This is a genomic window from Exiguobacterium flavidum, from assembly GCF_003344535.1.
GTDB lineage: Bacteria > Bacillota > Bacilli > Exiguobacteriales > Exiguobacteriaceae > Exiguobacterium_A > Exiguobacterium_A flavidum.
In genome coordinates this window covers 28,377-45,304 of record NZ_QPKS01000015.1, presented here as the reverse complement: position 1 = coordinate 45,304, position 16,928 = coordinate 28,377, and the positions used below count along the sequence as shown (strand labels likewise).

17 protein-coding genes and 2 other annotated features (1 of these 19 only partly in view) are annotated in these 16,928 nt (G+C 53.3%); all 17 genes read left to right on the top strand.

All coding sequences use genetic code 11. The annotated features are described in order from the left end of the window. Positions 1-148: a binding site (T-box leader), on the top strand (it extends 71 nt beyond the left edge of the window). A gap of 50 nt (positions 149-198) precedes the next feature. The 17 genes from cysE (at position 199) to DFG60_RS12845 (ending at position 16,917) form a co-directional block, all read left to right on the top strand. Continuing rightward, complete coding sequence (cysE, locus tag DFG60_RS12925) at positions 199-840, top strand: serine O-acetyltransferase (protein ID WP_114572191.1); 642 nt, start codon at positions 199-201, stop codon at positions 838-840. Then, positions 837-2,234, top strand: coding sequence for a cysteine--tRNA ligase (gene cysS / locus DFG60_RS12920; protein ID WP_114572190.1), 1,398 nt, complete (start codon positions 837-839; stop codon positions 2,232-2,234). Before cysE ends, cysS begins: the two co-directional genes overlap by 4 nt. Beyond that, on the top strand, positions 2,231-2,638 hold the full coding sequence (locus DFG60_RS12915; protein WP_114572189.1) for a Mini-ribonuclease 3: 408 nt from the start codon (positions 2,231-2,233) through the stop codon (positions 2,636-2,638). The genes cysS and DFG60_RS12915 overlap by 4 nt, the downstream gene beginning before the upstream one ends. A 193-nt stretch (positions 2,639-2,831) precedes the next feature. Beyond that, the gene (gene rlmB, locus DFG60_RS12910) at positions 2,832-3,515 is read left to right on the top strand and encodes a 23S rRNA (guanosine(2251)-2'-O)-methyltransferase RlmB (protein ID WP_408608669.1); all 684 of its coding nucleotides are present in this window, start codon (positions 2,832-2,834) and stop codon (positions 3,513-3,515) included. Further along, entirely contained in the window at positions 3,512-4,042 is a 531-nt protein-coding gene (locus DFG60_RS12905; protein ID WP_114572188.1) for an NYN domain-containing protein, read from the top strand. Before rlmB ends, DFG60_RS12905 begins: the two co-directional genes overlap by 4 nt. Before the next feature lie 115 nt (positions 4,043-4,157). Further along, a complete protein-coding gene (gene sigH / locus DFG60_RS12900) occupies positions 4,158-4,799 on the top strand; it encodes an RNA polymerase sporulation sigma factor SigH (protein WP_114572187.1) in 642 nt (213 codons plus the stop codon). 169 nt (positions 4,800-4,968) lie between these two features. Continuing rightward, positions 4,969-5,115 carry a 50S ribosomal protein L33 gene (gene rpmG, locus DFG60_RS12895; protein ID WP_114572186.1) on the top strand — a complete coding sequence of 49 codons (147 nt, stop codon included), beginning with the start codon at positions 4,969-4,971 and terminating at the stop codon, positions 5,113-5,115. A gap of 46 nt (positions 5,116-5,161) precedes the next feature. After that, on the top strand, positions 5,162-5,332 hold the full coding sequence (gene secE, locus DFG60_RS12890; protein WP_114572185.1) for a preprotein translocase subunit SecE: 171 nt from the start codon (positions 5,162-5,164) through the stop codon (positions 5,330-5,332). A 20-nt stretch (positions 5,333-5,352) separates the two neighbouring features. Beyond that, positions 5,353-5,904, top strand: coding sequence for a transcription termination/antitermination protein NusG (gene nusG / locus DFG60_RS12885; RefSeq protein ID WP_114572184.1), 552 nt, complete (start codon positions 5,353-5,355; stop codon positions 5,902-5,904). 170 nt (positions 5,905-6,074) lie between these two features. Further along, positions 6,075-6,500: a 50S ribosomal protein L11 gene (gene rplK, locus DFG60_RS12880; RefSeq protein ID WP_157964548.1), complete on the top strand. Its 426-nt coding sequence runs from the start codon at positions 6,075-6,077 to the stop codon at positions 6,498-6,500. A gap of 105 nt (positions 6,501-6,605) precedes the next feature. Next, positions 6,606-7,292, top strand: coding sequence for a 50S ribosomal protein L1 (gene rplA / locus DFG60_RS12875; RefSeq protein WP_114572182.1), 687 nt, complete (start codon positions 6,606-6,608; stop codon positions 7,290-7,292). Positions 7,293-7,349: 57 nt separating this feature from the next. Continuing rightward, positions 7,350-7,506, top strand: a sequence feature (ribosomal protein L10 leader region). 51 nt (positions 7,507-7,557) lie between these two features. Continuing rightward, positions 7,558-8,064: a 50S ribosomal protein L10 gene (gene rplJ / locus DFG60_RS12870; protein ID WP_114572181.1), complete on the top strand. Its 507-nt coding sequence runs from the start codon at positions 7,558-7,560 to the stop codon at positions 8,062-8,064. A 71-nt stretch (positions 8,065-8,135) separates the two neighbouring features. Next, entirely contained in the window at positions 8,136-8,501 is a 366-nt protein-coding gene (gene rplL, locus DFG60_RS12865; RefSeq protein WP_114572180.1) for a 50S ribosomal protein L7/L12, read from the top strand. Between the two features lie 81 nt (positions 8,502-8,582). Beyond that, positions 8,583-9,179, top strand: a complete 597-nt coding sequence (locus DFG60_RS12860) for a class I SAM-dependent methyltransferase (RefSeq protein WP_114572179.1) — start codon at positions 8,583-8,585, stop codon at positions 9,177-9,179. Between the two features lie 228 nt (positions 9,180-9,407). After that, a complete protein-coding gene (gene rpoB / locus DFG60_RS12855) occupies positions 9,408-12,965 on the top strand; it encodes a DNA-directed RNA polymerase subunit beta (RefSeq protein ID WP_114572200.1) in 3,558 nt (1,185 codons plus the stop codon). Between the two features lie 20 nt (positions 12,966-12,985). Next, positions 12,986-16,585 (top strand): DNA-directed RNA polymerase subunit beta', encoded by a 3,600-nt coding sequence (rpoC, locus tag DFG60_RS12850; protein ID WP_114572178.1) that lies wholly within the window; start codon positions 12,986-12,988, stop codon positions 16,583-16,585. Positions 16,586-16,665: 80 nt separating this feature from the next. Then, positions 16,666-16,917 carry a ribosomal L7Ae/L30e/S12e/Gadd45 family protein gene (locus DFG60_RS12845; protein WP_114572177.1) on the top strand — a complete coding sequence of 84 codons (252 nt, stop codon included), beginning with the start codon at positions 16,666-16,668 and terminating at the stop codon, positions 16,915-16,917. The last annotated feature ends 11 nt before the right edge of the window (positions 16,918-16,928 follow it).

Here is a 16,928-nt window from a genome sequence, read left to right as displayed (position 1 = left end):
TCTTGGCGGCGACCGGTTGAAATGCCCCTCTGAGTGCCGCCCGAAATCTCGAGAGAGTAGGCGCGGACGTACCTCCGGCGTTAACGGACCGAGGGGGACACGAACGTGTCCAAACAGAGTGGAACCGCGCTTTTTTTGCGTCTCTGTGCAGAGATGCACAGGGGCGCTTTTGTTTTGTAACGAGGAAGGAGAACAGACATGACGCGGATACGCGAAGATATCCAAAACGTATTTGAACAGGACCCCGCCTCAGGAAGCCGTCTGCAAGTCTTTTTGACATATCCAGGCCTTCATGCGGTGTGGCTGTATCGAATCGCTCATTTTTTCTGGGGACTGAAATTACCCCTGCTCGCACGGATGATCTCCCAGTTCGGTCGCTTCCTGACCGGGATCGAGATCCATCCCGGCGCTACGATCGGAAGACGTTTCTTCATCGATCACGGGATGGGCGTGGTCATCGGGGAAACGACGGTCATCGGTGACGACGTGACGATTTTCCAAGGGGTCACGCTCGGCGGGACCGGCAAGGAAGAGGGAAAGCGGCATCCGACGCTTGAGAATGGCGTGCTGGTCTCGGCCGGTGCACGCGTTCTAGGAAATATCACGATCGGTGCCTATTCGAAGGTCGGTGCGAGTTCCGTCGTCTTGAAGGATGTCCCGCCGAACTCGACGGTTGTCGGGATTCCGGGACGTGTCGTCATCCAGGACGGCATCAAGGTAGACGCACCGCTCGATCACAAGTTGCCCGATCCGGTCAGCGAATGCCAGGAACGCATGGAAATCGAACTCGAAAGACTGAGACAAGAAGTGGAATTGATAAAAGGAGGGCTTCATAAATGATTCAGATCTATAACAGCATGACCGGCAAAAAGGAAGAGTTCCGGCCGATCGAAGAAGGAAAGGTCCGCATGTACGTTTGCGGACCGACCGTCTATAACTATATCCATATCGGCAACGCGAGACCGGCAATCGTCTTCGATACGGTACGCCGCTATTTCACTTATCGCGGATATGACGTCAAGTACGTCTCGAACTTCACGGACGTCGATGACAAGATCATCCGGGCAGCGAACGAACTCGGAGAAGATTTCCATGACCTGACGAAGCGCTTCATCAAGGCCTATCATGAGGATACGGGCGCACTCAACGTCATGAAGGCGGACGTCCATCCGCTCGTGACGGAGACGATGGACGACATCATCGAGTTCATCAGCGTCCTGATCGAGAAGGGCCATGCCTATGCGGCTGGAGGGGACGTCTACTTCCGTACGCGCAGCTTCGAGGGATACGGCAAGCTCAGCCAGCAGTCGATCGATGAACTGCGGTCCGGCGCACGGATCGAGGTCGGCGACAAGAAGGAAGACCCGCTCGATTTCGTCCTTTGGAAAGCGGCGAAGCCGGGTGAGCCTGCTTGGAAGAGCCCGTGGGGAGAAGGGCGCCCCGGCTGGCACATCGAGTGCTCGGCCATGGCGAAGAAGTACCTCGGAGAGACGATCGACATCCATGCCGGCGGACATGACTTGAAGTTCCCCCACCACGAGAACGAGATCGCCCAGTCAGAAGCGTGCAACTCGAAACAATTCGCGAACTACTGGATGCATAACGGCTTCCTCAACATCGAGAACGAGAAGATGTCGAAGTCGCTCGGTAATTTCATGATGGTCCACGACGTCCTTCAAGTCATCGATCCGATGGTGCTTCGATTCTTCATGCTGTCGGTCCAGTACCGGCATCCGATCAACTACAGCCGCGAACTGATCGAACAAGCGGCGAACGGTCTCGACCGGATCCGGGAATCGGTCGCGAACCTCGAGCATCGTCTTGGCGTCACGGCAAATCTTGCGCCGGTCGACGCTAAATGGATGAAACGGATCGATGCGATCAAGGAGCACTTCATCGTCTCGATGGACGACGATTTCAACACGGCGAATGCCGTGACGGATCTGTTCGACCTGTCGAAGGAAGCGAACGTCTACCTCGGCGAGGCGCATGTATCGAAGGAAGTGCTGGAACATTTCCTCGCCGTCTTCCGGGAACTGTCGGATGTCCTCGGCGTGACGCTCACAATCGACAAAGGACTTCTCGATTCGGATGTCGACCGTCTGATCGCAGAGCGTGAGGAAGCACGTAAGAACCGTGACTTTGCCCGTGCGGATGCGATTCGTGACGAGTTGAAAGCGAAAGGCATCATCCTTGAGGATACAGCACAAGGAATGCGGTGGAAGCGGGCATGACAGATGCGAAACAACTGAATGCCCAGGCGCTCGCTTACATGGGGGACGTCATCTATGAGGTCCATGTCAGGCAGCGCCTGCTTGAGAAGGGATACGTCAAACCGAACGAGCTCCACCGGACCGCGGTCCGCTACGTCCGGGCGCAAGCCCAGGCGACAGTCATCACTGCCTGGCTCGAACGGGGCGTACTGACGGAGGAGGAGCAGGCCATCGTCCGCCGGGGAAAGAATGCGAAATCCGGTTCGATCCCGAAAAACGCGGATGTCCACACTTACCGGTACGCGACAGCCTTCGAGGCATTGCTCGGCTACCTACATCTTTCAGGAGGAGGAGATCGACTTGAAGAACTCGTCAGACAAGCGTTCGACATTCTCGAAGCGGAAGCAGACGGAACGAACGAATGACAAGAAGACGCCGCTGAGCCAGGAGCGGAAACACCAAGGGAAGCACCAGGAGCGCAAACAGCAGGAAAAGCCTCAAAAGCCGCGTGAGCGTGCAGAAAAAGAGCAGGACGCAACACCGGTCGTGCCGGAAGAAGGGACGGACTTCCTCTACGGGCGAAATCCGGTGCTCGAGGCACTCCGGAGCGGGCGTGAGATGAACAAGCTGTTCATCCAGGAAGGGCAGCAGAAAGGTCCACTCGCCGTCATCAATGCGATGGCGAAGGAGGCGGGCGTCCAAATCCTGACGGTACCGCGCTCGAAACTCCATGCATTGACTGGAAGCGACAACCACCAGGGTGTCGTCGCAGCGGTCGCTGCGTATGAATACGCAGAACTAGATGACATCTTCGCGCTCGCTGCGAAGAAGGGCGAGGAACCGCTCGTGATCCTGCTTGATGAGCTCGAGGATCCGCACAACCTCGGATCGATTCTCCGAACGGCTGACGCGGTCGGTGCCCACGGGATCATCATCCCGAAGCGCCGTTCCGTCGGCTTGACTCAAGTCGTGGCGAAGGCATCGACAGGGGCGATCGAGCATATCCCGGTCGTGCGCGTGACGAATCTTGCCCGGACGATGGATGACCTGAAGAAACGCGGCCTTTGGTTCGTCGGTACGGACGCACGCGAGAGCGATGACTACCGGACGCTCGACGGTTCGATGCCGCTCGGGATCGTCATCGGAAGTGAAGGGAAAGGGATGGGACGTCTCGTCCGTGAGAAGTGTGACTTCCTCGTCCACCTGCCGATGGTCGGTCACGTCACATCGCTGAACGCTTCAGTCGCGGCGTCACTCCTGCTGTATGAAGTGTTCCGGAAGAGAAAGCCGTTCGAGCGATGAACCCGACACGGCTGATCGTCGACGGCTATAACATCATTGGGGCGTGGCCCGAGTTTCGCGAGCTGAGGGACCAGGACTTCGAGCTCGCACGAGAGCGCTTGATTCACGCCATGGCAGAATACCAAGCCTTCACCGGCATCAGCGTCACGATCGTCTTCGATGCCTACCTTCAGGCGGGACGGGAGTCCCGCCTGAAGAAGGGCGGGGTCGAAGTCGTATATACACGAGAGAACGAGACGGCGGACGAGTGGATCGAGAAGACGGCCGCCGAGTGGCTCGAGGACATCCGCGTCACCCTCACCGTCGCGACGAACGACTATACGGAACAGTGGGTCATCTTTGCGCTCGGTGCGCTCCGGATATCCGCGCAGGAACTGAGGCGGGAATGGAAGTCGGCCGTCGCACAAATCCGGAGCCAGACTGGTGATCGGGCGGAGGCGAAACGCCCGAGAACAAAGATCGATTTGCCGGACGATGTCATCGAACGGCTCGAGAAGATCCGCCGCCGCAAGAACGGGGATACGTGAAAAATGGCATGGCCGAAACTGGTCATGCCATTTTTCATTGTGTGAAGATAGGGAATTATTGTATAATTGCGTATAATTGATTTCAGATCGCCACATGATGTTGGAGGGATGAAGGATGGGTCTCGATTCGTTCGAACAGTTTGAGTGCATGACCGATGAAGCGCTTGTGGAGCAAGCGAAAGAGTTCGACAACAGCGATGCGCTCGAATTTTTGATCGAGCGGTATCGAAACTTTGTGCGCGCGAAGGCCCGGTCCTATTTTTTGATCGGAGCGGACCGCGAAGACATCATCCAGGAAGGGATGATCGGACTCTACAAGGCAGTCCGGGACTACCGTACGGATAAGCTGGCCTCGTTCAAAGGATTCGCCGAACTCTGCGTGACGCGCCAGATGATCACTGCGATCAAGACGGCTACGCGCCAAAAACATATTCCGCTCAATTCGTACATCTCGCTCGACAAGCCGATCTTCGACGACGAGTCGGACCGGACGTTGCTCGATGTCATCACGTCGACGTACCCGAGCGATCCGCAAGTCCTCGTCGTCAATCGTGAGGCCTATGCCGATATCGAGACGAAGATGGAGGAGGTTTTGAGTGACCTCGAACGAAAAGTCCTCGCTCTCTACCTCGATGGGAGGACCTATCAGGAAATTTCGGAGGATCTCGATCGCCATGTCAAATCGATCGATAACGCTTTGCAGCGAGTGAAACGTAAACTCGAACGCTATCTCGAGGCACGCGAACTGACGGTTTGAACCGAAGGTGAGATTGACCGATACACCTAAGTATGCTACTGTGTGAATAGCGCCTTACTAGCGAGACGCCGCTCCTAGGCGTTTTTTTTTACGCTTTTTTTCCATTATGTCCAATCGTCTGAAAGGACTGGCGGACGGGAAAGGAAACGTATAGAAGGAGGTCATGCGTGTGGCGAAGAAAGTAGGCCTTGCTTGTGAAAAATGCGGTGCCCGCGATTACACGACGATGAAGAAGGAGGACGTCACCGTCCGCCTCGAACTGAAGAAATTCTGTCGGCGATGTAACGCGCATACTATTCATAAAGAAGCGAAATGACGGCTTTATCGATCCCGATTTCATACATCTTTGGAGGGAAAGTACGATGAATTTTTTGCGTGACGTATGGAAAGAATTGAAGAAGACGAGCTGGCCGAAACGACAAGAACTGACGAAGTACACGCTGACGGTCATCGGGACCGTCATATTCATGGGTGTGTTCATTTTCGGAGTCGACTCGGGTATCAACGCGTTGATCAACTGGTTGATCAAGTAATCAAGAAGAGGTGACGTACCATGGAAAAGCAATGGTTTGTCGTCCAGACGTATTCTGGATTCGAAAATAACGTCAAGGCGAACCTTGAGCGTCGGATCGAATCGATGAACATGGACGAAAAGATCTTCCGTGTACTCGTTCCAATCGAAACGGTACAGGAAGAAGTGACGAACAAAAAAGGCGAGACGAAAATCAAGGAACGTGAAGTCAAGATCTTCCCGGGGTACGTCCTCGTAGAGATGGTCATGACGGATGATTCTTGGTACGTCGTCCGTAACACGCCGAACGTAACCGGCTTCCTCGGTTCTGTAGGGGGCGGTTCGAAACCGACCCCGCTCCTCCCGGAGGAAGTGGAGAACATCCTCGGCTCGATGGGACTCATCGACAAGAAGAGCCGTTACAACTTCGCTGTCGGCGAAATCGTCCGGATCAAAGAGGGCGCGTTCAAGAACTTCGAAGGAACGGTCGAAGAGATCGAACTCGAGAAGGAAAAGATGAAAGTCTCAGTCGACATGTTCGGCCGCGAGACGAAAGTCGAAGTCGATTTCGTCCACGTCGAAAAAATCGACTAAGTTTTTACTGCTACTTTTCGTTTTACATGTTGCGCGTTCTTTTATTTAATGTTACAATTTTTCCTGTTTGATGTTGTGCTTATTTCGATAAACAACTCGTCGAATAGAATGAGTGGGAGGACGCGCAACGTCCAATTAAACCACATTAAAGAATTAAGGAGGTGTGTCCTGTGGCGAAGAAGGTTATCAAACTCGTTAAACTTCAAATTCCTGCGGGCAAAGCAAACCCAGCTCCACCAGTTGGACCGGCACTCGGTCAAGCAGGTGTGAACATCATGGGCTTCTGTAAAGAGTTCAACGCTCGTACACAAGACCAAGCCGGCTTGATTATTCCTGTAGTCATCACGGTTTTTGAAGATCGTTCATTTACGTTTATCACAAAAACTCCTCCAGCAGCAGTTCTCTTGAAGAAAGCAGCTGGAATCGAGAGCGGTTCAGGTGAGCCTAACCGTAAGAAAGTAGCGACTGTCAAGCGTGACAAAGTTCGTGAAATCGCTGAAACGAAAATGCCTGACCTCAATGCATCATCTGTTGAAACAGCAATGTTGATGGTTGAAGGTACAGCACGTTCGATGGGTATCGTAATCGAAGACTAATCGTTTTCGAAAAAATGGGGTCGCAGGCGGATAGTTTTTGAAGCCTTGCTACCCTTTCATTATGTGGGAGGATTTTCCGCACAACCACAAAGGAGGAACCTAATCATGGGTAAGAAGTACAAAGAAGCTGCTAAACTCATCGACCGTACGGTTTCGTACGACCTCGCTGAAGCAGTAGACCTTTCTAAAAAAGCAGCTACTGCGAAATTCGACGAAACGATCGAACTCGCTGTTCGACTCGGCGTTGACCCGAAGAAAGCTGACCAACAGATCCGTGGAGCAGTCGTATTGCCACACGGTACTGGTAAAACACAAAAAGTTCTCGTCTTCGCGAAAGGTGAGAAATTGAAAGAAGCTGAAGCAGCTGGTGCAGACTTCGCTGGCGATGCAGAGTACATCACTAAAATCCAACAAGGATGGTTCGACTTCGACGTTATCGTCGCGACACCTGACATGATGGGTGAAGTTGGTAAACTCGGTCGTGTCCTCGGACCAAAAGGCCTCATGCCTAACCCGAAAACTGGAACAGTTACTTTCGATGTGACGAAAGCGATCAACGATATCAAAGCTGGTAAAGTTGAATACCGCGTCGACAAATCAGGTAACATCCACGTACCAGTCGGTAAGAAATCGTTTGACAACGAGAAGCTCGTCGACAACATCAACACTGTCATCGAGACACTCCTCAAAGTCAAACCAGCTACTGCGAAAGGTGTTTACCTTAAAAACATCTCGATCGCTTCGACAATGGGTCCTGGCGTTCGCGTAGCATCTGCTGACTTCACGAAGTAATTCCTCGTTAAAAACGAACTTGACAACGTTGATAGAACGCTGTTACAGTATTAAACGTTGATATAATCGACATTACCGTAGACAGAAGGTGCTCCTAGCCGAGCGTAATTCCTTCCGAGGTGTTCTTGCTCAGAGAGCCTGCTTGTTCAGGTATCCTTTTTGACGATTACGCCTCCTCTGTCCTCGGACGGACGGAGGCTTTTTATTTGAAAGCGAGCAGCCCCTCGTACCGGTATATCTTAACGACCAGGAGGTGCAAACAGATATGGCAAGCGAAAAAGTTATCGCCCACAAATCAGGTCTCGTCACTGAGATCGCTGAGAAAATGCAAGCGAGCGTTGGAACGATCATCGTCGACTACCGTGGTCTCACAGTAGAAGAAGTAACTGAACTTCGTAAACAACTCCGCGACGCGGGTGTTGAGTTCAAAGTTTACAAAAACGGTCTTCTCCGCCGCGCAGCAGCTCAAAACGGTTTGGAAGGTCTTGACGAAGTGTTCACAGGCCCGACTGCAGTAGCATTCAGCAACGAAGACGTTGTAGCTCCTGCTAAGATCCTCAACACATTCTCGAAAGACCACAAAGCGCTCGAGCTTAAAGGTGGTATCATCGAAGGCAAAGTCTCTTCACTCGAAGACGTCAAAGCACTTGCAGAACTTCCATCGCGCGAAGGTCTCCTTTCGATGCTCCTCAGCGTGCTTCAAGCGCCAATCCGCGGACTCGCGGTGGCAACGAACGCAATCGCAGAGCAAAAAGAAGAACAAACTGCTTAATGTCCGCTTAGCGGGATAGGCAAACACATCATTTCAACCCCAACGTGGGAAAAACAAGGAGGAAAACCAAAATGGCTTTCAACAAAGAGCAATTCATTGAAGACCTCAAGAACATGACTGTTCTCGAACTTAACGAACTCGTAAAAACAATCGAAGAAGAATTCGGCGTATCTGCAGCAGCTCCAGTAGCAGCAGCAGGCGGCGGAGCAGCAGTTGCTGAAGAGCAAACTGAATTCGACGTAATCCTCACAAACGCTGGCGCTGGAAAAATCAACGTCATCAAAGCTGTTCGTGAACTCACAGGCCTCGGTCTTAAAGAAGCGAAAGCACTCGTTGACGGAACTCCGGCTCCAGTTAAAGAAGGCGTTTCGAAAGAAGACGCTGACGCAGTCAAAGCTAAGCTTGAAGAAGCTGGCGCTACTGTAGAAGTGAAGTAATTCCTTCTATTTCGAAGACAAAAGAAGCTCGCGCTGCGAGCTTCTTTTCTTTTCACGATTATTTCGAAAGGGGAGCAGGGCATGGCAGACCATTATTATTCGAATGATCCCTCGTCAAAGAGTGATCCGAAGACATGGAGTTACGAGCTCCGGGGCGAGACGTTCCGCTTCACGTCGGATTATGGCGTCTTCTCGAAAGGGGATGTCGATTTCGGCTCGCGTCTGTTGATCGAGTCGTTCGCAGAACCTGAAGTCGGAGGGGATATTCTTGATGTCGGTTGCGGTTACGGACCGATGGGGATTTCACTCGCGAAGACGACGGGACGTGGTGCGATGCTCGTCGACGTGAATGAACGTGCGCTTGCGCTTGCCGCCTCGAATGCGGTTGCGAACGGTGTGTCCGTGACGACCGGTGTGAGTGATGGATATGCAGGTGTAGGGAATAAGGCGTTTGCAGCGATCGTGACGAACCCGCCGATTCGCGCCGGGAAACAAGTCGTCCACCGGATTCTTCGGGAAGCGTATGACCATCTCCTTCCGGGCGGTGCCCTCTGGGTCGTCATTCAGAAGAAGCAGGGTGCTCCTTCCGCGAAGAAGTTGATGGAGGAAGTATTCGGATCGTGCGAGACGATGGCTAAGGATAAAGGATATTTCATTTTTCGGTCAATTCGGTCTTGACAAACTGCTCAGTTTGTCGTTGACCTGCCTATTTGTATATGATAGTATTATAAAATGCCATTGGAGTGATTTTTGGATAAGAAAGGTGAAGCAGCTGGCGTTCTCGACTACAGATGATTGAGTAGACAAGACGTCGCTTTTTTGCGCTTATCGGTCAAAAAATGGCTTCAATGTTCGATATTACACCCGTCCTTCCTTAAGAAGAAGTGGGTCTGAGAGGTGAATCAGTTGACTGGTCAACTTGTTCAGTACGGTCGTCACCGTCAGAGAAGAAGCTATGCACGTATCAGCGAAGTGTTAGAACTTCCAAACCTAATCGAGATTCAAACTACTTCTTATGAGTGGTTCCTCCGTGAAGGTCTGCGCGAAATGTTTCATGACATCTCGCCGATTTCGGATTTCACAGGAAATCTCGTATTAGAATTCATCGATTACTCACTCGGAGATCCGAAGTATTCGATCGATGAATCAAAAGAACGCGACGTGACCTATTCGGCACCGCTTCGCGTGAAAGTCCGTCTTCAAAATAAAGAGACGGGTGAATTGAAAGAACAAGAAGTGTTTATGGGTGACTTCCCGCTTATGACGGAGTCGGGAACATTCATCATCAATGGTGCAGAGCGCGTCATCGTATCGCAGCTCGTTCGTTCACCGAGTGTCTATTACAGCAACAAGTTGGATAAGAACGGTAAACGTGGATTCTCGGCAACGGTCATCCCGAACCGTGGAGCATGGCTCGAACTTGAGACGGATGCGAAGGATATCGTCTATGTACGAATCGATCGCACACGTAAGATTCCGGTAACGGTTCTTTTGCGTGCCCTTGGATTCGGGTCGGATCAGGAAATCATCGATCTTCTCGGTGATGATGAGTATCTCCGCAATTCCCTTGAAAAAGATAATACAGAATCAACAGAAAAAGCCCTCATCGAAATCTATGAGCGTCTGCGCCCGGGCGAGCCGCCGACAGTCGAGAACGCGAAAGCACTTCTCGTGTCGCGCTTCTTCGACCCGAAACGCTATGACTTGGCAAACGTTGGTCGCTATAAAATCAACAAGAAGCTCCATTTGAAAAACCGTCTCTTCGGACAAAAGCTTGCCGAGACACTCGTCGACCCGGAAACGGGCGAAGTGATCGCGGAAGTAGGAACGGTCCTGGATCGTCGTATGCTCGACAAAGTCTTGCCGTACCTCGAAGAGTCAGTCGGCTATCTCGAAGCGACGCCAACGGGCGGCGTGACGCAAGGTGAGCCATTCACACTCCAGTCGATCAAGGTGTTCGCACCGGACGACGCGGAAGGCGAGCGTATCATCAACATCATCGGCAATGGCAACATCGATCGCGACATCAAGCACATCACGCCGGCTGATATGATCGCAGCCATCAACTATTTCTTCAACCTTCTCCACGAAGTCGGTACGACGGATGACATCGATCACCTCGGTAACCGCCGTCTGCGTTCGGTCGGGGAATTGCTTCAAAACCAATTCCGGATCGGTCTCTCGCGGATGGAACGTGTCGTCAAGGAACGTATGTCGATCCAAGACCAGAATGCGATCACGCCGCAGGCACTGATCAACATCCGCCCGGTCATCGCATCGATCAAGGAGTTCTTCGGCAGCTCGCAGCTCTCGCAGTTCATGGACCAGACGAACCCGCTCGCGGAATTGACGCACAAACGCCGTCTGTCTGCCCTCGGGCCTGGTGGTTTGACGCGTGAGCGCGCTGGTTTCGAAGTTCGAGACGTTCACTATTCGCACTATTCGCGTATGTGTCCGATCGAGACGCCAGAGGGTCCGAACATCGGGCTCATCAACTCGCTTTCTTCGTTCGCGAAGGTCAACGAGTATGGCTTCATCGAGGCGCCTTACCGCCGCGTCGATCCGGAGACGAGTGTCGTCACGAATGAAATCCACTATATGACGGCTGACGAAGAAGATCTCTACGTCGTCGCCCAGGCGAACATGCTTCTGACAGAAGAAGGTACGTTCCAGGATTCGCACGTCCTTACGCGTTTCCGTGGACAGAACTTGTCTGTCGAACCTGCTCGCGTCGATTACATGGACGTTTCTCCGAAACAGGTCGTTTCGGCAGCGACGGCATGTATCCCGTTCCTTGAGAACGATGACTCGAACCGTGCCCTCATGGGTGCGAACATGCAGCGGCAGGCCGTACCACTTCTCGATCCTGAATCGCCAATCGTCGGGACTGGGATGGAGTACGTGTCTGCGAAGGACTCTGGGGCGGCTGTCGTCGCGAAGTACCCAGGGATCGTCGAGCGCGTCACGGCACGCGAAGTCCTCGTCCGTCGTGTGACGGAAGTTGACGGCAACGATGTCCAAGGCGAACTCGACCGCTACAAGATCCAGAAGTTCATCCGTTCGAACCAAGGGACTTGCTACAACCAAAAACCAATCATCCAAGCGGGCGACCGCGTGGAAAAAGGTGAAATCCTAGCAGACGGCCCATCGATGGATGGCGGCGAGCTCGCGCTCGGACGCAACGTCCTCGTCGGCTTCATGACTTGGGATGGATATAACTATGAGGATGCTGTCATCATGAGCGAACGCCTCGTCAAGGACGATGTCTATACATCGATCCACATCGAGGAGTACGAATGTGAGTCACGTGATACGAAGCTCGGACCTGAAGAGATCACGCGTGACATCCCGAACGTCGGTGACGACGCCTTGAAGAACCTCGACGACCGCGGAATCATCCGCGTCGGAGCGGAAGTCAAGGACGGGGACATCCTCGTCGGTAAAGTCACGCCTAAAGGTGTGACGGAGCTGACGGCTGAGGAGCGCTTGCTCCACGCGATCTTCGGTGAGAAGGCGCGTGAAGTCCGTGATACATCACTCCGTGTACCGCACGGTGGGGATGGAATCATCCTCGACGTGAAGATCTTCGACCGCGACAACGGCGATGAGCTCTCACCTGGTGTCAACCAGTTGATCCGTGCTTACATCGTTCAGAAGCGGAAGATCCACGAAGGCGATAAAATGGCGGGTCGTCACGGTAACAAAGGTGTTATCTCGCGCATCCTGCCAGAAGAAGATATGCCGTATATGCCTGACGGTACCCCAATCGACATCATGTTGAACCCGCTTGGTGTACCATCACGGATGAACATCGGTCAGTTGCTCGAGCTTCACCTCGGCATGGCAGCACGCCAGCTCGGCATCAAAGTCGCGTCTCCGGTATTCGATGGAGCACGTGAGGAAGATGTATGGGCGACGATCGAAGAAGCGGGAATGGATCGTGACGCGAAGACCGTCCTTTATGACGGCCGTTCAGGCGAAGCGTTCGATAACCGTATCTCGGTCGGTGTCATGTACATGATCAAACTCGCGCACATGGTCGATGATAAGCTTCACGCTCGTTCGACAGGTCCTTACTCGCTCGTCACGCAACAGCCGCTCGGTGGTAAAGCCCAGTTCGGTGGACAGCGCTTCGGGGAGATGGAAGTATGGGCACTCGAAGCATATGGTGCGGCTTACACGCTCCAAGAGATTCTTACGATCAAGTCGGATGATACGATCGGACGTGTCAAAGCGTACGAAGCGATCGTCAAAGGCGAGAACGTACCACAAGCGGGCGTACCGGAATCGTTCCGCGTACTCATCAAGGAGCTCCAGTCGCTCGGTATGGACGTCAAGATGATGTCTGCCGAAGATGAAGAGATCGAGATGAAGGACGAGGACGAGGACAATATCCCGAACGCGACACCAGCGCTTGAAGAAATTCAACCGCCCGTCGCACCAGTCGTAACTGAAGAGGAATAAGCGAAAGGGAGGTCCACCCCTTGGTAGATGTTAATAGATTTGAATATATGAAAATCGGCCTCGCTTCCCCTGAAAAGATCCGTTCGTGGTCTTTCGGGGAAGTGAAGAAGCCGGAGACGATCAACTATCGTACGCTCAAGCCAGAGAAAGACGGCTTGTTCTGTGAACGTATCTTTGGTCCGACGAAAGACTGGGAGTGCTACTGCGGCAAGTACAAACGGATCCGTTATAAAGGGATTATTTGTGACCGCTGTGGCGTTGAAGTCACGAAGGCGAAAGTGCGTCGCGAGCGGATGGGTCACATCGAACTCGCAGCACCTGTCTCGCACATCTGGTACTTCAAAGGAATCCCGAGCCGAATGGGACTCGTCCTCGACATGTCGCCGCGTGCACTCGAAGAAGTCATTTACTTCGCGTCGTACGTCGTGACGGATCCGGGCGAATCGACGCTCGAGAAGAAGCAACTCCTCTCAGAGAAAGAATACCGTGCGTACCGTGAGAAGTTCGGCAACACGTTCACGGCTGAAATGGGTGCGGAAGCTGTACGTAAGCTTCTCCGCGACGTTCAGCTCGAGACGGAAGTCGCCGGTCTCCGTGAAGACCTCCGGATGATCCAAGGTCAACGCCGGACGCGCGCGATCAAACGTCTTGAAGTACTCGACGCATTCCTCAATTCCGGTAACCAACCGGAATGGATGGTGCTCGAAGTCCTTCCGGTCATCCCGCCTGAGCTTCGCCCGATGGTGCAGCTCGACGGCGGACGTTTCGCGACGTCTGACTTGAACGACCTGTATCGCCGCGTCATCAACCGTAACAACCGTCTGAAGCGTCTTCTCGACCTCGGGGCTCCGAACATCATCGTCCAGAACGAGAAGCGGATGCTTCAAGAAGCGGTCGATGCCCTGATCGATAACGGTCGTCGCGGCCGTCCGGTAACAGGACCTGGTAACCGTCCGCTCAAATCACTTTCACACATGCTGAAAGGGAAACAAGGACGTTTCCGTCAAAACTTGCTCGGTAAACGTGTCGACTATTCCGGTCGTTCGGTTATCGTCGTTGGTCCGAACCTGAAGATGTATCAATGTGGTCTCCCGAAAGAGATGGCTCTTGAGCTCTTCAAACCGTTCGTCATGAAGGAACTCGTCTCACGCGGAATCGCACCGAACATCAAGAGCGCGAAGCGGAAGATCGAACGTGTACAACCTGAAATCTGGGACGTACTCGAAGAAGTCATCCGTGAGCATCCAGTCCTCTTGAACCGTGCACCGACGCTTCACCGTCTCGGTATCCAGGCGTTCGAGCCGACGCTCGTCGAAGGACGCGCGATTCGCCTTCACCCGCTCGTATGTACGGCTTACAACGCCGACTTCGATGGTGACCAAATGGCGGTCCACGTACCACTCTCTGCAGAAGCGCAAGCAGAAGCCCGTCTTCTCATGCTCGCTGCACAAAACATCTTGAACCCGAAAGACGGTAAGCCTGTCGTAACACCATCGCAGGATATGGTCCTCGGTAACTACTACCTGACGCTCGAGCGCGAAGGCGCGATCGGCGAAGGGAAAATCTTCTCGACTGTAAACGAAGCGATCATCGCCTACCAAAACGGCTATGTCCACTTCCACACACGTGTCGCGATTCCGGCTGGCGTCCTGAAAAACCCGACGTTCACGGAAGAGCAAAACGAGAAGCTGCTCGTCACGACTGTCGGTAAGCTGATCTTCAACGAGATCCTCCCAACGACATTCCCGTACTTGAACGAGCCTTCGATGGAGAACCTCCAGGAAGCAACGCCTGAGAAGTACTTCCTCGATAAAGGGATCGACGTCGCGGAAGAGATCAAAAATCGTCCGCTCATCGACCCGTTCAAGAAAGGGTTCCTCGGAAACGTCATCGCAGAGGTCTTCAAACGCTTCGAGACGACGGAAACGAGCCGGATGCTTGACCGCATGAAGAACCTCGGTTTCAAACACTCGACTAAAGCTGGTATCACGGTCGGGATCTCGGACATCATCGTCCTTCCTGACAAGCAGGAGATCCTCGTCGAGGCACAAGACAACGTCGATCGTGTCATGAAATCGTACCGCCGCGGTCTCATCACGGAAGACGAGCGCTATGAGCGCGTCGTCAAATCGTGGAATGACGCGAAGGATGAAATTCAGTCACGACTGATGAAATCCCTCAACCGTCTCAACCCGATCTTCATGATGAGTGACTCCGGTGCCCGTGGTAACGCGTCGAACTTCACGCAGCTCGCTGGTATGCGTGGGCTCATGGCCGCTCCAAGTGGACGGATCATCGAGCTCCCGATCAAATCATCGTTCCGTGAAGGTCTGACGGTTCAGGAATACTTCATCTCGACACACGGTGCGCGTAAAGGTCTTGCCGATACAGCACTGAAAACGGCTGACTCAGGTTACCTGACACGTCGTCTCGTCGACGTCGCGCAAGACGTCATCATCCGCGAAGATGATTGCGGCACAGACCGCGGGATTCGCGTCTCTGCTCTCCGTGAGGGGACAGAGGAAATCGAGAGCCTGTACGACCGACTCGTCGGCCGGACTGCTTTCGAGAACGTCGTCCACCCTGAGACAGGCGAGCTCCTCGCGAGCACGAACCAGCTCATCGATGAGGATGTCGCACGCCTCATCACGGACGCGGGAATCGACAACGTCGAGATCCGTACGGCGTTCACTTGTAACACTAGCCACGGTGTCTGTAAGAAATGTTACGGACGCAACCTCGCGACAGGTAATGACGTCGAGGTCGGCGAAGCGGTCGGTATCATCGCCGCGCAATCGATCGGTGAGCCAGGAACGCAGCTTACGATGCGTACCTTCCACACAGGCGGGGTTGCAGGGGATGACATCACGCAAGGTCTTCCGCGTATCCAAGAGCTTTTCGAAGCCCGTAACCCGAAAGGTCAGGCGGTCATCTCGGAAATCGACGGTACAGTGATCGACTTCACGGAATCGCGCGACAAGCGTGAGCTCACGGTCCAAGGACTGAGCGAGACACGTTCGTACACGATCCCGTTCGGCTCGCGTCTGCGTGTCCAACTCGGAGACGAGGTCAAAGCTGGCCAAGTCTTCACAGAAGGTTCGATCGATCCGAAAGAACTGTTGAACGTCAAAGGCGTCTCGGGCGTACAGAACTACCTTCTCCAGGAAGTTCAAAAAGTATACCGGATGCAAGGGGTAGAGATCGGGGACAAACACGTCGAGGTCATGGTTCGCCAAATGATCCGCCGCGTCAAGGTCATCGAGTCTGGTGAGACTTCGCTTCTCCCAGGTTCGCTCGTCGATATCTCGACGTTCAAGGAAGCTTGTAAAGAAGCGCTCCGCGCAGGCAAAGCCCTCGCGTCAGCGAAGCCAGTCCTCCTTGGTATCACGAAAGCATCGCTCGAGACGGATTCGTTCCTCTCGGCAGCATCGTTCCAGGAGACGACACGCGTCCTTACAGACGCAGCCATCAAAGGGAAGAGCGACTACCTTCGCGGCTTGAAAGAGAACGTCATCATCGGTAAGCTGGTTCCTGCAGGTACAGGTATGAACCGTTACCGTCAAATCGGTCTCGAAATAGCCGGAGAAGAACCAGTAGAAGTGGATTCTCCAGTAGAATAAAACGCCTTGACACGCCGGTTTGGCGGTGCTACTATGATATAGTGTTGCCAACCGGCCGTGTTATTTTGGAGGATATCTTCATGTCTTACAAAAAAGTGGTCGGCGCAGATTTGAAGTTTGTTGGTCAAAAACAAACGCTCAAAGCATTGCGATCTGGCAAGGCGTCGGAAGTGATCATCGCGGATGACGCAGATGAACACGTTAAACAAGCACTGCTCGATGCAGCGATGCAGGCAGGCGTTCCGATCGTGAACGTCCCATCCAAGGTCGAACTTGGAAAAGCTTGCGGGATTGATGTCGCAGCAACTGCTGTTGCCATTAAGAAAGTTTGATAATGCGTTTT